Source organism: Bacillus piscicola (assembly GCF_022458745.1).
GTDB classification, from domain to species: Bacteria; Bacillota; Bacilli; order Bacillales; family Marinococcaceae; genus Alteribacillus_A; species Alteribacillus_A piscicola.
The window spans coordinates 232,976-248,629 of the sequence record NZ_JAJJJF010000001.1; the positions used below are offsets into that span (position 1 = coordinate 232,976).

A 15,654-nucleotide genomic window follows, 5' to 3' on the forward strand; every position below is an offset into this window, starting at 1 on the left:
GGAGGAATATGATGAAGTCGAAACGTTTTCAAGTATTAGCCGATCGGCCGGTGAACCAAGACGGCTTTGTTGCAGAGTGGCCGGAAGTCGGCATGATTGCCATGGACGGACCGAATGACCCGGTGCCCAGCTTAAAAATAACCGATGGGAAAATAACTGAATTAGACGGAAAAAAAGCGGAAGAATTTGATTTTATTGACAGTTTTATTGCGGGTCACGGGATCCATATCGAAAAAGCAGAAGAAGCAATGGCGATGTCTTCCTTGGAGCTGTCCCGCATGTTAGTGGACATTAATGTGCCGCGTGAACAAATCATTCCCCTTACGACTGCCATCACCCCTGCGAAAATATGTGAGGTCGTCGGGCATATGAATGTGCTGGAAATGATGATGGCTCTGCAGAAGATGCGGGCCCGAAAAACCCCTTCTAATCAGTGCCACGTGACAAATGTCAAAGATAACCCTGTTCAGATAGCCGCAGATGCTGCAGAGGCTGCCATCCGTGGTTTTGATGAGCAGGAGACGACCGTCGGAATTGTTCGCTATGCTCCTTTTAACGCCCTGTCCTTATTAGTAGGCGCTCAAACGGGACGTGGTGGTATTTTAACGCAATGTTCGGTGGAAGAAGCAACCGAGCTTCAATTAGGCATGCAAGGACTGACGAGTTATGCGGAGACGGTATCTGTATACGGGACGGAACAAGTCTTTGTAGACGGGGATGACACGCCATTCTCGAAGGCATTTCTGGCATCTGCCTATGCGTCACGTGGATTGAAAATGCGCTTCACATCCGGCACAGGGTCTGAGGTCCAGATGGGCTACGCAGAAGGCAAATCCATGCTGTACTTAGAAGCACGGTGTATTTTTTTATCCAAGGGTGCTGGGGTACAAGGGTTGCAAAATGGCTCGATTAGCTGCATCGGTGTTCCAGGAGGCGTCCCATCAGGAATTCGTGCGGTTCTCGCTGAAAATCTTATCACGACGATGCTGGACATGGAAGTGGCCTCCGGTAATGACCAAACGTTTTCTCATTCCGATATTAGACGGACCGCCCGTACTCTCATGCAGATGGTTCCCGGTACTGACTTTATTTTCTCCGGGTACAGCTCCGTTCCGAATTACGACAACATGTTTGCAGGGTCCAATTTTGATGCGGAGGATTTTGATGACTACAACGTGTTACAGCGTGATCTAAAAGTGGATGGCGGCTTAAGGCCGGTGACCGAAGAAGAGGCCGTCAAGATACGCAATAAAGCAGCAAAAGCTATTCAAGCCGTCTTTGAAGAGCTGGGACTTCCGGAAATTACCGACGAAGAAGTGGAAGCTGCGACCTACGCACACGGCAGCAAGGACATGCCAGAGCGGGAGGTAGTCGAAGATCTGCGGGCTGCAGAAGACATGATGAAGCGCGGAGTGAACGGACTGGATGTGGTCAAAGCGCTTAGTAAACGAGGATTTGAAGAGGTAGCCGGGAACGTATTGAATATGTTAAAGGAACGGGTTTCTGGAGACTACTTGCACACCTCTGCGATTATCAAAGAAGATTTCAACGTGGTTAGTGCCGTTAATGACCTTAACGACTATGAAGGTCCCGGCACTGGTTATCGGGTTAGTGAAAAGCGCTGGGAAGAAATAAAGAATATTCCGAATGCGCTTTCTCCGCAGGATATGGAATAAAAGAAGAAAGGAGGAGTCAACATGGCTATCCATGAAGAGGAGCTGCGAGAGGTTATTGAGGATGTCCTGAGAAGGTTAGCGGAGGAATCGCAAAAAGAACAAGCAGTCGACGCGAAGGTATTGCCGGAATCGACTGGGACGGCATCCTCTGCCGTCGGAATCGTGGAAAAGGGAGCAGCGAAAAAGGGCACCCGAACAGACGAGGTTGTCATCGGCATTGCGGCAGCTTTTGGCAAACATCAAACCAAGACAATTGTTGGCATTCCGCACGATCAGCTGTTAAAAGAAGTAATTGCCGGGATTGAAGAGGAAGGGTTACTTGCACGAGTGGTACGACTCCATCGGAGCTCAGACGTAGGATTTGTCGCTCACGATGCGGCAAAGCTAAGCGGATCGGGGATTGGAATTGGCATCCAGTCAAAAGGGACAACCGTGATCCATCAAGAAGATCTGCAGCCATTAAATAACTTGGAGCTATTTCCACAAGCCCCGTTACTTGATCTCGAAACCTTTCGTGCCATTGGAAAAAACGCCGCCAAATATGCAAAAGGGGAGTCACCGAACCCGGTACCGACAAGAAATGATCAAATGGCCCGTCCGAAATACCAGGCGATTTCCGCCTTGCTTCATATTAAAGAAACACAATATGTTGACCGTAACAAAGCGCCGGAAGAATTGGATGTAAGTTTTGAATAAAAGGAGGGGAAGCCGTTGGTGAATGAACAACTTATCGACCAAATCATGAAGGAAGTGTTACAGAAAATAGGGGGAGAAGATGACCATCCAGGCGTGTCACCTTCGCTAGGCAAAAGGGATGCCGGTGCAACCGTCGTTGCTAGAGGTGACTACCCCTTATCTGAAAAAAGGCCGGAGCTGGTCACGTCACCGACAGGAAAAAAACTGGATCACTTTACATTGGAACGTGTGTTAAACGGTGACCTTACGCGTGAAGACGTGCGCATTTCTTCTGAGACATTGGAGCTGCAAGCACAAATTGCCGAGTCCATGGGCAGGGATCCCTTGGCACGTAATTTTCGCAGAGCGGCGGAGTTGATCGCTGTCCCGGATGATAGAATTTTAGAAATCTATAATGCGTTAAGGCCGTACCGCTCTACCAAAGAGGAACTCCTCGAGATCGCAGACGAATTAGAGAACCGCTATCATGCTGCAATCAATGCGTCTCTTGTCCGGGAAGCTGTTGCCATATATGAAAAAAGGGATCGTCTGAAAAAAAACTAGGATAAGATGTGCAGGAGGATGAGCGATGAAACTGGTGGCTGGAGTGGACATTGGCAATGCGACCACTGAAGTGGCAATCGCGAACGTATCGGCAGATCATAACGTGACTTTTTTAACGAGCGGGATCGTGCGCACAACGGGAATGAAAGGGACAACGAAAAACATCCACGGCGTCTTGGCTGCCGTTCAGGAAACATTGCAACAGATAAACCAAAGCGTGGATGACTTAGATCTAATCCGTATGAACGAGGCGGCTCCCGTTATTGGGGATGTAGCAATGGAGACGATTACGGAGACGATTATTACCGAATCTACCATGATCGGGCATAACCCCGACACCCCGGGGGGAATGGGGCTTGGGATTGGAAAAACAACCCCACTCTGTGACCTTGATAATGTCTCGACAGAGGAAGCTATTATTGTGTTGATCGGAAAAGAAATCGATTTTACAGACGCAGCGAAGAGCATTAATAAAGGATTCGAGAGAGGATGTAACATCGCCGCGGCCGTCGTGCAGAAGGATGACGGCGTGCTCATTCATAACCGCATCACAAAAAAGATACCGATCATCGACGAGGTACGCTTTCTTGAAAAAGTACCGAAAGGGATGATGGCAGCAGTCGAAGTAGCGCCGCCTGGAAGTGTCGTGGAGACGTTGTCTAATCCCTATGGAATTGCCACGGTCTTCGGTTTGAGCGGAGAAGAGACAAAAATGATAGTCCCGATCGCCCGTGCCCTCATCGGCAACCGTTCCGCTGTGGTGATTAAAACGCCGAAAGGGGACGTACAAGCCAAAAGCATTCCTGCTGGAAAAATCCATCTGCTCGGGAAGAAGAAAGCGGTCGTGGACGTCGAGGACGGGGCTGAAAAAATAATGGCTGCTTTAACTGCCGCTGCTCCTATTGAAGATATCAAAGGGGAACCGGGAACGAATGCCGGTGGAATGCTGGAAAAAGTGCGTCACGCCATGGCTGAATTAACCGGTCAAGAGTCGAGGTCGGTGAGGATTCAAGATCTATTAGCGGTTCAGACGTTTAGCCCACAAAAAGTAAAGGGCGGACTCGCGGAGGAATTTTCGCCCGAAAACGCCGTTGGGATTGCAGCCATGGTTAAAGCGGACAAGTTGCAGATGCAAATGATAGCAGATGAGCTTCACAAGAGAATGGACGTAACCGTGGAAGTGGGCGGAAAAGAGGCGGATATGGCCATTCACGGTGCGTTGTCTACACCGGGAACGAACGTCCCGGTTGCGATCATTGATATGGGAGCCGGCTCGACGGACGCTTCGATCATGACAAGTTCCGGTCAAACGACGTCTATTCACTTAGCTGGCGCGGGTGATATGGTAACGATGCTTATTAACTCAGAATTGGGGCTGGAGGATATCGATTTAGCGGAAGATATCAAAAAATATCCACTGGCAAAAGTAGAAAGCTTGTTTCATGTTCGTCATGAAGACGGTACCGTACAATTTTTCGATAAGCCCTTAGAGCCGCAAGTGTTTGCGAGAATAGTGCTCTTGAAAAAGGGCTTTATGGTGCCGCTTCCAGGAAAGAATTCTCTCGATAAAGTAAAGAAAGTAAGAAAAAGTGCGAAAGAGAAAGTATTCGTTACGAACGCGCTTCGTGCGCTTGCTATGGTATCTCCGACCGGGAACATTCGTGATATGGAGTTTGTCGTGTTAGTAGGAGGCTCTGCGTTGGATTTTGAAATTCCACAGTTAGTGACGGATGCCCTCTCATCATACGGTATTGTCGCAGGTAGAGGGAACATTCGCGGGGTGGAAGGTCCGCGTAACGCTGTTGCAACTGGCCTTGTTTCAGCCCTGAAAGAGGGGAGAGAGGCCCGGTGGGAGTAAACGAAGAGGACCAATACGGAGTCCACGTGTATTACAGTAGGGAGCTCGGCCACCCTCGTCTCCCGAGTTCAGTATTGGAAGGATTAGAAGAAGAAGGGGTTCCTGCCGTCGTAGAGGAGAAAATGGAACCGGCATCTTTGCAATTGAGCTGGGAAGCCGCGTTGGCGTCCCGTTTAGGGGTAGGGATTGGCATAGGAACAGATGGACAGATAATGCTCCATTATAAAAAATTAGACCCGACTACTCCTCTGTTTACCATTTCTCAAGAAGAGTCAACCAACCAAAGAGTGATTGGCGCTAATGCCGCGCGTCTTGTAAAAGGCATCCCTTTTCAAACATTCATGGAAAAAAAGGAAAATTCCCCTCCATTCGAGAAAAAGTTATCAAGAGAAGAGATCACTGTCATTGTGGAGTTAGTTATTCAAAAACTGCACGAAAAAAGGAAGGAAGCTTAACCGTGACGTAAGGGACGGATGATGTCCTTCCTGCAAAGCAGATGTCTCAAAAATCATCATGGAGAGGGCATGGGATAGCAATGTCAATAGATAGTAAAACCGTTAATCAATATATCAATCGTTTTGCCTCTTTAATAGAAGAAAAGCGGGTAAGGGAGTATAGCGGCGATCTGAAAATCGGAGTGGACCTCGGTACCGCAAATATTGTTCTTGCCGTACTTGACGAGGAAAACGAGCCTGTCGCTGGCAGCTTGTACCCGGCATCGGTCGTGAAAGACGGTCTCGTTGTCGATTATATCGGTGCCGTTGAGATTGTGCGTGAGTTGAAAAAGCAGACCGAGGAGTTGCTCGGGTCTCCGCTCACACATGCAGCAACCGCAGTTCCCCCGGGGACGTTCGGCAAAAACAAGCAAGCGATGGCAAACGTCGTAGAAGCAGCGGATATGGAAGTCCGCCACATGATTGATGAACCGACGGCGGCCGCTGCGGCGCTTGGGGTAGCTGACGGTGCCATCGTCGACATTGGCGGCGGCACGACCGGTATCAGCATTTTAAAAGAGGGAGAAGTCATTCACACCGCTGATGAGCCGACCGGCGGCACCCATATGACACTGACCTATGCCGGCCATCACCGCATCCCTTTTGCTGAAGCGGATAAGCGAAAACGGGATCCAAAGCGGCAGGATGAAGTTTTTCCAATTATTCAGCCAGTCATGGAAAAAATGGCAGCAATCACGAAGCGGCTGATCGGCGATTATCACGTGGACCAATTGTACCTCGTCGGGGGTGCCAGTTGCTTTGATGGAGCAGAACGGATATTTGAGAAGGAAACCGGGATTGAAACCATAAAGCCCGCTCACCCGCTGCTTATCACCCCTTTAGGTATCGCATTACATGATGGATAGAGGGATAGCATGCCCATTTATACAAAAAAAGGTGACAAAGGAGAAACAGGCCTGTTTGGAGGCAGCCGAATTGCGAAGGACAGCCAGAAAGTATCCTGTTATGGAACGCTGGACGAAGCGAATGCTGCGCTTGGTATTGCCTATTCCCTCGTGGAAAAACACGACATCAAAGAGACCATACGCAGCATACAGAAGAAATTGTTCGCATTAGGTGCAGAGCTCGCAAGCGATGACAAAGGCAAAGAAATTCTAGACAACATGATAAACGGCAGTGATATTGGCTACATGGAAGGGATAATAGACGGGATAGAAAAGAAACTTGGCAAATTATATGATTTTATTATTCCGGGAGATACGCCGGCATCTGCGAGTCTTCACTTTGCGAGGTCCATTACGCGGCGTGCGGAAAGAATGATCGTGTCCTACAGCAAGGAAGCAGAAGTCCGACCAGTTGTCGTGCAATATGTGAACCGCCTGTCCGACCTCCTGTTTATGCTGGCACGAGCAGAGGCACACTTTACATTAGTAGAAAAAATAAAAGAAAAAGTAGTGGAACAGTTGGACGGCACACGCCAAGCTCCGCCGGAAGTATCGCTGGATGACGCGTATCCTTTAGCGAAAGCCGCCGAAGAAAAAGCAGCGAGTGTCGGGGTTCCAGTGGTAGTTGCTGTTGTGGATCGCGGAGGAAACACCGTACTCCTTCACCGCATGCCGGGATCCATACTCGGGAGCTTGGACATTGCCCCGAATAAGGCGTATACGGCGGCAGCTTTTAATATGACAACCGACACCTTGGCCGACGCTGTTCAGCCTGGAGCTGAATTATACGGCCTCCCATGGTCGAATGACAATAAAATCGTTCCCTTCGGTGGAGGCTTCCCGCTCATCAGGGCTGGCCACGTCGTCGGGGGAATTGGCATCAGCGGCGGCACCGTGGAAGAAGATATGAAAATAGCTGCTGCCGCCCTGGAAGTATTCAATAAAGGGACGGTACCGAGCGAATAGGACGTGACTGTCAGAGGGTATGGGGAGAAGCGGCGTATGACGTCGCGAAAAACAAGGTGTTTGAACATAACAGCGTCATAGAGAATGTCTGCCGTCGTGAAAACCGGAGAATCTTGATATAACATCGTCATAGGGCGTCTATGATGTCGTGAAAACAGCAAGCCGAAGAAATAGCAACGTTCAAGCACTCTAATGACGCTGCGAAATGGCGTAAGAGGTAAAATAACAACTTCATAGATAGTGTATGATGTAGTGAAAATCAGTGAGCCACATAATAACAACCTTCAAGCGTGTGTATGAGGTCATGAAATGAGGGGCTTGTAGAAATAGCGACGTCAAAGCGATTGGATAACCCCATGAAATCAAGGGAGCGTTGAAATAGCAGCGTCATCGCACGACTCCATGCTATTGTGAAACCTTGCTAATAGCAAAAGTGCTATTTTTGAAAACTAATCAAACGTTTGTTTAACACTGGGGTGACGCATTTTTGCCCTTGATCCGTTTTTTTCGATTGACTAAAAAAGTAAACACTCCTCCGCTTCCAACCGATACGAAGAGTAAGGCGGAAGGAGGGATGGAAATGGACGTCGCGTTATTATCGATGGCGATGAGCCAGGGGCAAGTCCGACAAGATTCGTCGCTTGCGCTCATGAAAAAAACAATGGATCAAGCGGAGGGCCAAGGAGAAGCGCTAACCAAACTGATGGCCACCACAAACGTACAGCAAGCCGCCCAGCCGCATCTTGGCGCGAATATTGATTTGAAATTATAAGCTCAAAGAAGCAGTCAGCCCTTTGCCTGGCTGCTTTTTACTGTTTGCTTCCGGTGTCTGGAGAATCTTCATGAAGGCCGCATGAAGCAGAAAAAGCAAAAGCCGGCTGCCAGGATAACGTATCCTGAAACAGCCGGCTGACCTGATGTGCCGCAGTATTATGTCAGTGCTAGTGATTCAAAGGCTTTGACGCCTGCTTCGGCGACTTGAACGTCATGGGGAACGCTGCTGCCGCTGACACCGATTGCACCGATTACTTTTCCGTCACGTTCAAGAGGGATGCCACCGCCGAAGACGACGAGGCGACCGTTGTTTGTCGTGTTGAGGCCGTACAATTCAGCGTTAGGAACGGTTGCCTCTGCCAAGTTAGACGTAGGCATTTTCAAGGCGACAGATGTCCACGCTTTGTTTTCGGCAATATCGACGCTTGCGATCCAGGCGTCGTCCATCCGCTCTTTGGCGACAAAGTTACCACCGTTATCGACAACAGCAATTACCATTTGAACGCCGAGTTTTTTTGCTTCTTCCTCTGCTCCGGCGATAATTTTTCTTGCTTCTTTTAACGTTACATTACTCATAAAGAGATAGCCTCCCCGTTGTTTGTTTAAGATATATTTTTCGTAGGATCGTGTTTCTAACACGTCAGTCTTCTAAAAACGTGCTTATTTACCGAGCATGCCGTGTGGGTCGATGACGAATTTCTTCGAGGCCCCGCTGTCAAATTCTTTGTAGCCTTGTGGCGCTTCGTCTAAGGAAATGACGGTGGCGTTGACGGCTTTCGCGATGTTCGCGCGTCCGGCCAGGATGGATTTCATGAGATAGCGGTGGTAGCGCATCGCCGGTGTTTGACCGGTTACAAATGTGTGTGCTTTCGCAAAGCCGAGCCCAAAGCGGATGCTGAGCGAACCTTGTTTGGCTGCTTCATCGGCCGCACCAGGATCTTCGGTGACATAGAGGCCGGGGATGCCCAGTTTTCCAGCTGCGCGAGTCACTTGCATAATGGAATTCAAGACCGTGGCTGGCGCTTCGCCGGCGTTTTGTCCGTGTCCGGATGCTTCAAAGCCGACCGCATCAATGGCACAGTCTACTTCAGGGATGCCGAGAATCTGTTCAATCTGCTCGCCGATGTCGTCGTGTTCGCGAAGGTTGATCGTTTCGCAGCCGAAGCTCCGGGCTTGGGCCAGGCGTTCTTCGATTAAATCACCGACAATCACCACAGATGCACCGAGAATTTGGGCAGCGTGGGCAGCCGCAAGTCCGACTGGACCCGCACCCGCGACATAAACGGTGGACCCGGTTGTCACACCAGCACTAACCGCTCCGTGAAATCCGGTTGGAAAAATGTCCGAAAGCATCGTTAAGTCAAGGATTTTTTCCATCGCCTGATCTTTATCCGGGAATTTCAAAAGTTGAAAATCAGCATAGGGTACCATGACATACTCGGACTGGCCGCCGACCCAGCCGCCCATGTCGACATATCCATAAGCAGATCCAGGACGATCCGGGTTTACGTTTAAGCAAACGTGCGTATTTTGTTCGCGGCACTGTTCGCAACGTCCGCATGCAATGTTAAAAGGAACGGAGACCATGTCGCCTTTTTTAATAAACTCCACGTCGCGTCCCGTTTCAATAACCTCGCCGGTAATTTCATGGCCGAGCACAAGACCTTCCGGGGCAGTGGTGCGTCCGCGAACCATGTGCTGGTCGCTCCCGCAAATATTAGTTGTAATGACTTTTAAAATAACCCCGTGTTCACACTTTCTACCGACGTTCAATGGATTGACACCGGGTCCGTCCTTCAGCACCAGTTCGGGAAAGTCGGTATCTTTCACTTCTACTTTTCCTGCTCCCGCATAAGCAACGGCACGATTTCCTGCCATTTTTCATTCCTCCTCTGCTTTTTCAAACGACAAGGTTCCAAAAACTCTTTTGTTGTGGTTTCTCATGTGGTTGATTAAAATGAAAGGAAGATAATCAAAAAAAAGGAAACACTCAGAAATATTTGGTGAAACCGCTATTTTTTCTCCCTGATTCCACTCTATCAAGAGCGGCCACTGGCCGAAAGAGCGCACAATTTTGTTAGAAAGTAACCTATAGGATACTTCCCTAAAGGAGGATGTCAGATGGCAGGAGATTTCAGAAGGGAAACGCTAGACAAGGTGAGGAACGGCCAATTTAACTGTGAGAAGGAGCTAACCTTGTCCCTCATTAGCGGCAAATGGAAAATAACGATTGTCTATTATTTAGGCAGCGGCGGGACGATGCGCTTTAACGAAATTAGACGACTATTCCCGAAGATTACTCATAAAGTACTAACAACACAGCTGCGCGAACTGGAAGAAGACGGACTTTTGCATCGGGAGGTATACCCGGAAGTGCCACCGAAAGTAGAATACTCCTTGACGGATAGAGGACGAAGTTTAATGCCAATTATTGAAAGCATGTTTCAATGGGGGAAAGAACATATGGAAGAATTTTCAAAAATACGGGAGTTTGAAAAGCAGGAAAGCTAAGCTAATCTTTAGTTACTTATTACAATTTCAATAACAAGGAACAAGTCATGCAAAATACTTACAATTTGCTGGAAAGAAAGGTATAATGAACTAGTCTAAAACTAACCAATACGCTTATATAATAAGTAAAGAAAGGCAAAACTATGGAAACGTAGTGACGCAAAGCTAGAGGGGCTACGACGTAATTGTTATGCCAGCCAGTTACCGTTTGAGAAATAGTTTTTTCTTAAACGGTATTTTTTAATTCTCAATTCCATTTGTCAACTGTAAACAACTTTCAACCCATGTCTAGCCGCAATCGATCACGCAAAACGGCTTCCTTCTCGCGGCTGAGGATATGAAAAATTCAGTTACACTTTTGGGGGATATGTCTCATGCAAGAGGTAAATAAAAATAAGGAAGTGCAAGCATATAAGAGGTTGTTGGCCATGTATGAGAGATTGTTGAATGCGGTTGCAAAGGCATCCAATCAATTGATTGTCGTGGAGGAGATCCCTCATGCTATTAGCAGGGCATTGCAAGTATTTGGAGAAGCGATCCAAGCAAAGCGCGTCTATATTTTTCAGTACCATCCTCATCCAACCACGGGAGAAGAGGCAATGAGTATGCGTTATGAGTGGGTAAGCAAGGAAGCCGAGCCCGCGATTCATGATCCAGATGAACAAAATTTGACGATTCGGGAAGCCGGCACCGCACAGGTGATCGAACAGCTAAAAGCAGGGCAGATTGCCAATCTCGATGTGGAGAAACTGCCGCCGGTGAGCCGAAAGCGTTTTGCCGAAAAACAAATAAAATCTCATCAGTTAATTCCCATTGTAATGGGAAAGGACCTGTGGGGCTTTTTTGGAATTATGGACGGGCAAGTGACAAAATGGAGTGATGTTAACGAAGGGGCGCTCCGTACGGTGGCGAGCAATTTTAGCGCGGCCTTGAAAAGCCTGGAAGAATATGAAAAACGGAAGGAAAGTGAAGCGAAATTTTTAGATACGGTAGAAAACGTGCCCGGCGTGATTTACCAGTGGATGCGGCGGAAAGACGGCAGCGAAGCGATGAATTATGTGAGTCCGAAGCTGTATGAGTTGTTTGGTATTGAGTCGGAAGCAGCGAAAAAGGATGTTCATGCGATTGTGGATTGTATTCATCCGGACGACAAGAAACGCTACAAAGATTCCGTTGAAGAAGCGATTCGTACAAGGACACCGTGGAGCTTTGAAGGCCGCTTGATCACCCCACAGGGAAAAATAAAGTGGTGGAAAGGCATTGCCAGACTCTCCGAAGGAAAAAACGGCGAGATTATTTTTAACGGGATTCTTATTGACTTTACCGACCGCCAGTTTTATGAAGAAGAATTACGATATGCCCAAGCTAAATTGAAGCGCGCCAACCAATCCCTTGAAGAAATGTCGCGTAAGGATTCGCTCACAAATATTGCCAACCGCAGAAGTTTTGACGAGCGTATTCGAGAAGAATGGAAACGCGCCTATCGAAGTAACAGCCATCTTTCTGTTATTTTTATCGATATCGATGACTTTAAAGCTTTTAACGATCATTACGGTCATCTCAAGGGGGATGAATGTTTGAAACGAGTGGCCCAAGCTTTGCGAGAAAGCTTGCAGCGGTCAACCGATTTTGTTGCCCGGCTCGGCGGAGAAGAGTTTGTCGCCATTCTTCCCGAAACAGATGCAGCCGGAGCCATGATCGTCGCAGAGAAAATGTGCCGGCACATCGCAGAAAAAAATATCCCCCACGAGGCATGCAGTCATGAACACCGAAGCCATGTAACGATCAGCGCAGGAGTCGCCAGCACCAATCCAAGTCAAAACACCCACACCATGCACGAACTCCTTGAACTAGCCGACCAAGCCCTGTATGAAGCAAAAAACAACGGAAAAAACCAGGTGAAACAGAGCGAGTAGGACGGACGCGGATGCAAATAAAGGAACAACGAGAGGCTGTGACGTCGTGAAAACCGGGGATCCTCGAGATAACAGCGTCATAGGGTTGTGTATGAAGTCATGAAAATAGCACGTCCGCGAAATAGCAACGTCAACCGGGTCCACTGACGTCGTGAAAAGGCGAGAGGTGAAAAATAACGCCTGCAATGCGCATCAATGGGGTCGTGAAAACCGGGGCCCCGCGGAATAACAACGTCATAGGGTGTCAATGGGGTCGTGAAAACAGCACGTCCGCGAAATAGCAACGTCAACCGGGTCCACTGACGTCGTGAAAAGGCGTAGGGTGAAAAATAACGCCTGCAATGCGCACCAATGACGTCGTGAAAACCGGGGCCCCGCAGAATAACAACGTCATAGGGTGCCAATGGGGTCGTGAAAACAGCGCGTCCGCGAAATAGCAACGTCAACTGGGTCCACTGACGTCGCGAAAAGGCGTAGGGTGAAAAATAACGCCTGCATTGCGCATCAATGGGGTCGTGAAAACCGGTGCCCCCGCAGAATAACAACGTCATAGGGTGTCAATGGGGTCGTGAAAACAGCACGTCCGTAAAATAGCAACGTCAACCGGGTCCACTGACGTCGTGAAAAGGCGTAGGGTGAAAAATAACGCCTACATTGCGCATCAATGGGGTCGTGAAAACCGGTGCCCCGCGGAATAACAACGTCATAGGGTGTCAATGGGGTCGTGAAAACAGCACGTCCGTGAAATAGCAACGTCAACCGGGTCCAATGACGTCGTGAAAAGGCGAGAGGTGAAAAATAACGCCTACATTGCGCACCAATGACGTCGTGAAAACCGGGCCCCCATGAAATAACAACATCCTAGAACGTCTATGATGTCGTCAAAACAGCAAATCAGAGAAATAGCATCGTCATACAGCGCTATCAACGGGTCCATAACGCAAAAAAAAGGCATCAACGGCTTACGTTGATGCCTTTTCGGCGTTCTTTTATTATCTATCGCTCTGACCGTTTGCGGAAAAACACCAGAATTGCGATGATCCCGCTGATTCCGATTAACACTTGATAAACGGAATAGGGAAGAATCGCGATCGGGGAGATGGCCGCAAGCCCTGAAGCGGCAAGCAACTGGCCGCTGTACGGAACGAGACCTTGCACGCAGCAGGCAAAGATATCAAGGACACTGGCGGAGTGCCGGCTTTCAATGTCATACTCTGTTGCAATCTTTTTCGCGAGTGGCCCAGTCATCAGGATCGCAACCGTATTGTTTCCGGTCGAAGCGTCCACGGAGCTGACGAGACCGGCAATACCGAATGCTGCGCCGCGCTTTGTTTTCACATGGCGGCTAATGACGTTCAAAATAAAATCAATACCGCCGCTATATTTTACTGCTTCCACTATCCCGCTTAACAAAATGGCGAGAACCGCAATCGTCATCATGCTTTCAATGCCTTCTTCGGTTACTTGTAAAAAGGAAAGTATCGAAAGTGATCCATTGAAAAAGCCGATCACCCCGGAAAAGAGGATGCCGCCAACGAGCACGATTACGACATTCACACCGAGAAGGGCGGTGACCAAAACGGCAATGTACGGAAGAATCGTAATAAGATCATACGAGTGGCTGCTTCCAATCGCTGCTTCGCCTGCTGGCATAAAGCTGAATATCAAGGCAGCGATAATAGCAGCCGGCAATACGATAAAAAAGTTAGTTCGGAACTTATCTTTCATTGTTGACTCCTGCGTGCGGACCGCGGCAATCGTGGTATCTGAGATCATCGATAAGTTATCCCCGAACATACTGCCGCCAATGACGGCGGCGAGTACCAGCGGCAACCCTGCCCCGGTTTGTTCCGCGATACCGATCGCAATCGGTGTTACCGCGACTACCGTGCCTGTGGAGGTCCCCATGGAGATCGAAATAAAACAACTGATTACAAATAACCCGACAATTAACAAGTTAGGCGGCAAAGAAGATACGCCGAGATTGACAATCGAATCGACTGCCCCCGTGGCGTTCGCTACCGATGAAAAAGCGCCGGCTAAAATAAAGATAAGAGCGAGTAAAATAATATTCGGATTCCCGCCGCCGCTGCAGAAGATATTCACTTTCTCGGTAAACGGTACGCCTCTAATCATCATAATCGCCACAATGCTCGCGATCATTCCTGCGACAAGCACCGGCATGCTTTTAAAATCATGGGTAATCAATGCCGTTCCGACAAACAGCAATACAAATATAACAAGTGGGAGCAACGCCCACGGATTTTCTTTTTTTTGAATGGTGTCCATTCGTTCTCGTCCTTCCTTCGATAAAGCTTCGCATCATTGTATCATTTTCGCTGAATATGAGTCTATCACCGCCAATTAAGTATGTCTATAAATATTATCGGGAATCGAACAAACCACTTAAACAAACGTTTGATTGAACCACTTGACGACCGATACACCGAACGGCTTCCCGAAAAGACATTTTTGTACATGGAATGCACGGAGGAGATGCTGAACAATCATCCTGAAATTTTATTATTGTAATTTACTGAAACTTATATTATTGTATACTTGTCATACAAGTTAAAAATAGGAGTCGATTGTTAGGTGAAGATCGAACGGAAGAAAGTATCGATGCAGGTGATGGACCACCTTAAGACGATGATAAAAGAGAAAAAACTGCAGCCGGGGGATAAAATGCCTTCTGAAAGCCAGTTGACGGAAATGTTTGGGGTGAGCCGTACACCGGTACGTGAAGCCCTAAGTGTGTTGGAAGCGAGTGGGTTAATTGCCTCCAAACAAGGAGGAGGAAGTGTGATTCAGGCTGCCTCCCTCAGTAATGTGATGGAAGAGATCCAATTTGATTTTGTGGACCCTCATGACATTCTTACCCTGTTGGAAACTCGTCTTATCATTGAAACAGGTGCCGCCCAATTGGCTGCAGAGCGGCGAACCTCCGGTGACTTAGCAATAATGAGAAAAACCTTCGAAAAAGTACAAGAGTCTTACATTGCAAATGAAATAGGCCATCAAGAAGACATTGCTTTTCATAAGGCCATTGCAACGGCCGCCCATAATCCACTTTTACTTAAAACGATGGAGAATATGTCGGACCTCTATGCGAAATCCGTCAAGTTTTCCCTCGTCAAGAATATCGGACAACTCGGTAAGCGTGAGCAAGTGCTTGACGAGCATGAACGCATTTTTATGGCGATTGAACAAGGCGATGCCAAACAAGCACAGCAACTCATGCACCTTCATTTAACAAACGCGAAACAAAAATTCGAAACAGAGCTAAAAAAAATCTCATCTTAACAAAAACAAGGA

The 15,654-nt window shown here is 48.2% G+C and carries 14 protein-coding genes and 1 riboswitch; of the genes, 11 read left to right on the top strand and 3 right to left on the bottom strand.

Annotation, left to right across the window (positions count from 1 at the left end; genetic code table 11):
- Positions 1–11 precede the first annotated feature (11 nt).
- From LOR49_RS01065 to LOR49_RS01100, 8 genes are all read left to right on the top strand, one after another.
- Complete coding sequence (locus tag LOR49_RS01065; protein WP_240374162.1) at positions 12–1,676, top strand: propanediol/glycerol family dehydratase large subunit; 1,665 nt, start codon at positions 12–14, stop codon at positions 1,674–1,676.
- A 21-nt stretch (positions 1,677–1,697) separates the two neighbouring features.
- Positions 1,698–2,372, top strand: coding sequence for a propanediol/glycerol family dehydratase medium subunit (locus LOR49_RS01070; protein ID WP_240374164.1), 675 nt, complete (start codon positions 1,698–1,700; stop codon positions 2,370–2,372).
- An 18-nt stretch (positions 2,373–2,390) separates the two neighbouring features.
- Positions 2,391–2,915 carry a diol dehydratase small subunit gene (locus LOR49_RS01075; RefSeq protein WP_240374952.1) on the top strand — a complete coding sequence of 175 codons (525 nt, stop codon included), beginning with the start codon at positions 2,391–2,393 and terminating at the stop codon, positions 2,913–2,915.
- Between the two features lie 25 nt (positions 2,916–2,940).
- Positions 2,941–4,773 carry a diol dehydratase reactivase subunit alpha gene (locus tag LOR49_RS01080; RefSeq protein WP_240374166.1) on the top strand — a complete coding sequence of 611 codons (1,833 nt, stop codon included), beginning with the start codon at positions 2,941–2,943 and terminating at the stop codon, positions 4,771–4,773.
- Positions 4,764–5,228 (top strand): glycerol dehydratase reactivase beta/small subunit family protein, encoded by a 465-nt coding sequence (locus tag LOR49_RS01085; protein WP_240374167.1) that lies wholly within the window; start codon positions 4,764–4,766, stop codon positions 5,226–5,228. Before LOR49_RS01080 ends, LOR49_RS01085 begins: the two co-directional genes overlap by 10 nt.
- Before the next feature lie 80 nt (positions 5,229–5,308).
- Entirely contained in the window at positions 5,309–6,133 is an 825-nt protein-coding gene (eutJ, locus tag LOR49_RS01090) for an ethanolamine utilization protein EutJ (protein WP_240374168.1), read from the top strand.
- Positions 6,134–6,142: 9 nt separating this feature from the next.
- Positions 6,143–7,138 (top strand): cob(I)yrinic acid a,c-diamide adenosyltransferase, encoded by a 996-nt coding sequence (locus LOR49_RS01095; RefSeq protein WP_240374169.1) that lies wholly within the window; start codon positions 6,143–6,145, stop codon positions 7,136–7,138.
- A gap of 580 nt (positions 7,139–7,718) precedes the next feature.
- Positions 7,719–7,910, top strand: a complete 192-nt coding sequence (locus LOR49_RS01100) for a YjfB family protein (RefSeq protein WP_240374171.1) — start codon at positions 7,719–7,721, stop codon at positions 7,908–7,910.
- Between the two features lie 158 nt (positions 7,911–8,068).
- Here the strand turns inward: LOR49_RS01100 and LOR49_RS01105 are convergent, their stop codons facing one another.
- Entirely contained in the window at positions 8,069–8,488 is a 420-nt protein-coding gene (locus LOR49_RS01105; RefSeq protein WP_240374173.1) for a GlcG/HbpS family heme-binding protein, read from the bottom strand.
- Positions 8,489–8,572: 84 nt separating this feature from the next.
- Positions 8,573–9,790, bottom strand: a complete 1,218-nt coding sequence (fdhA, locus tag LOR49_RS01110) for a formaldehyde dehydrogenase, glutathione-independent (protein WP_240374175.1) — start codon at positions 9,788–9,790, stop codon at positions 8,573–8,575.
- 243 nt (positions 9,791–10,033) lie between these two features.
- Between fdhA and LOR49_RS01115 the strand changes: the two genes are divergently transcribed.
- Together LOR49_RS01115 and LOR49_RS01120 are read left to right on the top strand one after the other, a co-directional pair.
- Positions 10,034–10,423: a winged helix-turn-helix transcriptional regulator gene (locus LOR49_RS01115; RefSeq protein WP_240374177.1), complete on the top strand. Its 390-nt coding sequence runs from the start codon at positions 10,034–10,036 to the stop codon at positions 10,421–10,423.
- 124 nt (positions 10,424–10,547) lie between these two features.
- Positions 10,548–10,632, top strand: a riboswitch (cyclic di-GMP riboswitch).
- Between the two features lie 165 nt (positions 10,633–10,797).
- The gene (locus LOR49_RS01120) at positions 10,798–12,339 is read left to right on the top strand and encodes a sensor domain-containing diguanylate cyclase (RefSeq protein WP_240374179.1); all 1,542 of its coding nucleotides are present in this window, start codon (positions 10,798–10,800) and stop codon (positions 12,337–12,339) included.
- A 996-nt stretch (positions 12,340–13,335) separates the two neighbouring features.
- On the opposite strand, the gene LOR49_RS01125 is transcribed toward LOR49_RS01120, so the two are convergent.
- Positions 13,336–14,628 carry a Na+/H+ antiporter NhaC family protein gene (locus LOR49_RS01125; RefSeq protein WP_240374181.1) on the bottom strand — a complete coding sequence of 431 codons (1,293 nt, stop codon included), beginning with the start codon at positions 14,626–14,628 and terminating at the stop codon, positions 13,336–13,338.
- A 306-nt stretch (positions 14,629–14,934) separates the two neighbouring features.
- Between LOR49_RS01125 and LOR49_RS01130 the strand changes: the two genes are divergently transcribed.
- The gene (locus LOR49_RS01130) at positions 14,935–15,642 is read left to right on the top strand and encodes a FadR/GntR family transcriptional regulator (protein WP_240374183.1); all 708 of its coding nucleotides are present in this window, start codon (positions 14,935–14,937) and stop codon (positions 15,640–15,642) included.
- Positions 15,643–15,654 lie beyond the last annotated feature (12 nt).

Excerpts from the sequence above, each read along its gene's own strand:
- LOR49_RS01095 (WP_240374169.1), top strand. The coding sequence starts at position 6,143 with ATGCCCATTTATACAAAAAAAGGTGACAAAGGAGAAACAGGCCTGTTT.
- eutJ (WP_240374168.1), top strand. The coding sequence starts at position 5,309 with ATGTCAATAGATAGTAAAACCGTTAATCAATATATCAATCGTTTTGCC.
- LOR49_RS01100 (WP_240374171.1), top strand. The coding sequence starts at position 7,719 with ATGGACGTCGCGTTATTATCGATGGCGATGAGCCAGGGGCAAGTCCGA.
- LOR49_RS01105 (WP_240374173.1), bottom strand. The coding sequence starts at position 8,488 with ATGAGTAATGTAACGTTAAAAGAAGCAAGAAAAATTATCGCCGGAGCA.
- LOR49_RS01080 (WP_240374166.1), top strand. The coding sequence starts at position 2,941 with ATGAAACTGGTGGCTGGAGTGGACATTGGCAATGCGACCACTGAAGTG.
- LOR49_RS01120 (WP_240374179.1), top strand. The coding sequence starts at position 10,798 with ATGCAAGAGGTAAATAAAAATAAGGAAGTGCAAGCATATAAGAGGTTG.
- LOR49_RS01115 (WP_240374177.1), top strand. The coding sequence starts at position 10,034 with ATGGCAGGAGATTTCAGAAGGGAAACGCTAGACAAGGTGAGGAACGGC.
- LOR49_RS01125 (WP_240374181.1), bottom strand. The coding sequence starts at position 14,628 with ATGGACACCATTCAAAAAAAAGAAAATCCGTGGGCGTTGCTCCCACTT.
- fdhA (WP_240374175.1), bottom strand. The coding sequence starts at position 9,790 with ATGGCAGGAAATCGTGCCGTTGCTTATGCGGGAGCAGGAAAAGTAGAA.
- LOR49_RS01070 (WP_240374164.1), top strand. The coding sequence starts at position 1,698 with ATGGCTATCCATGAAGAGGAGCTGCGAGAGGTTATTGAGGATGTCCTG.
- LOR49_RS01065 (WP_240374162.1), top strand. The coding sequence starts at position 12 with ATGAAGTCGAAACGTTTTCAAGTATTAGCCGATCGGCCGGTGAACCAA.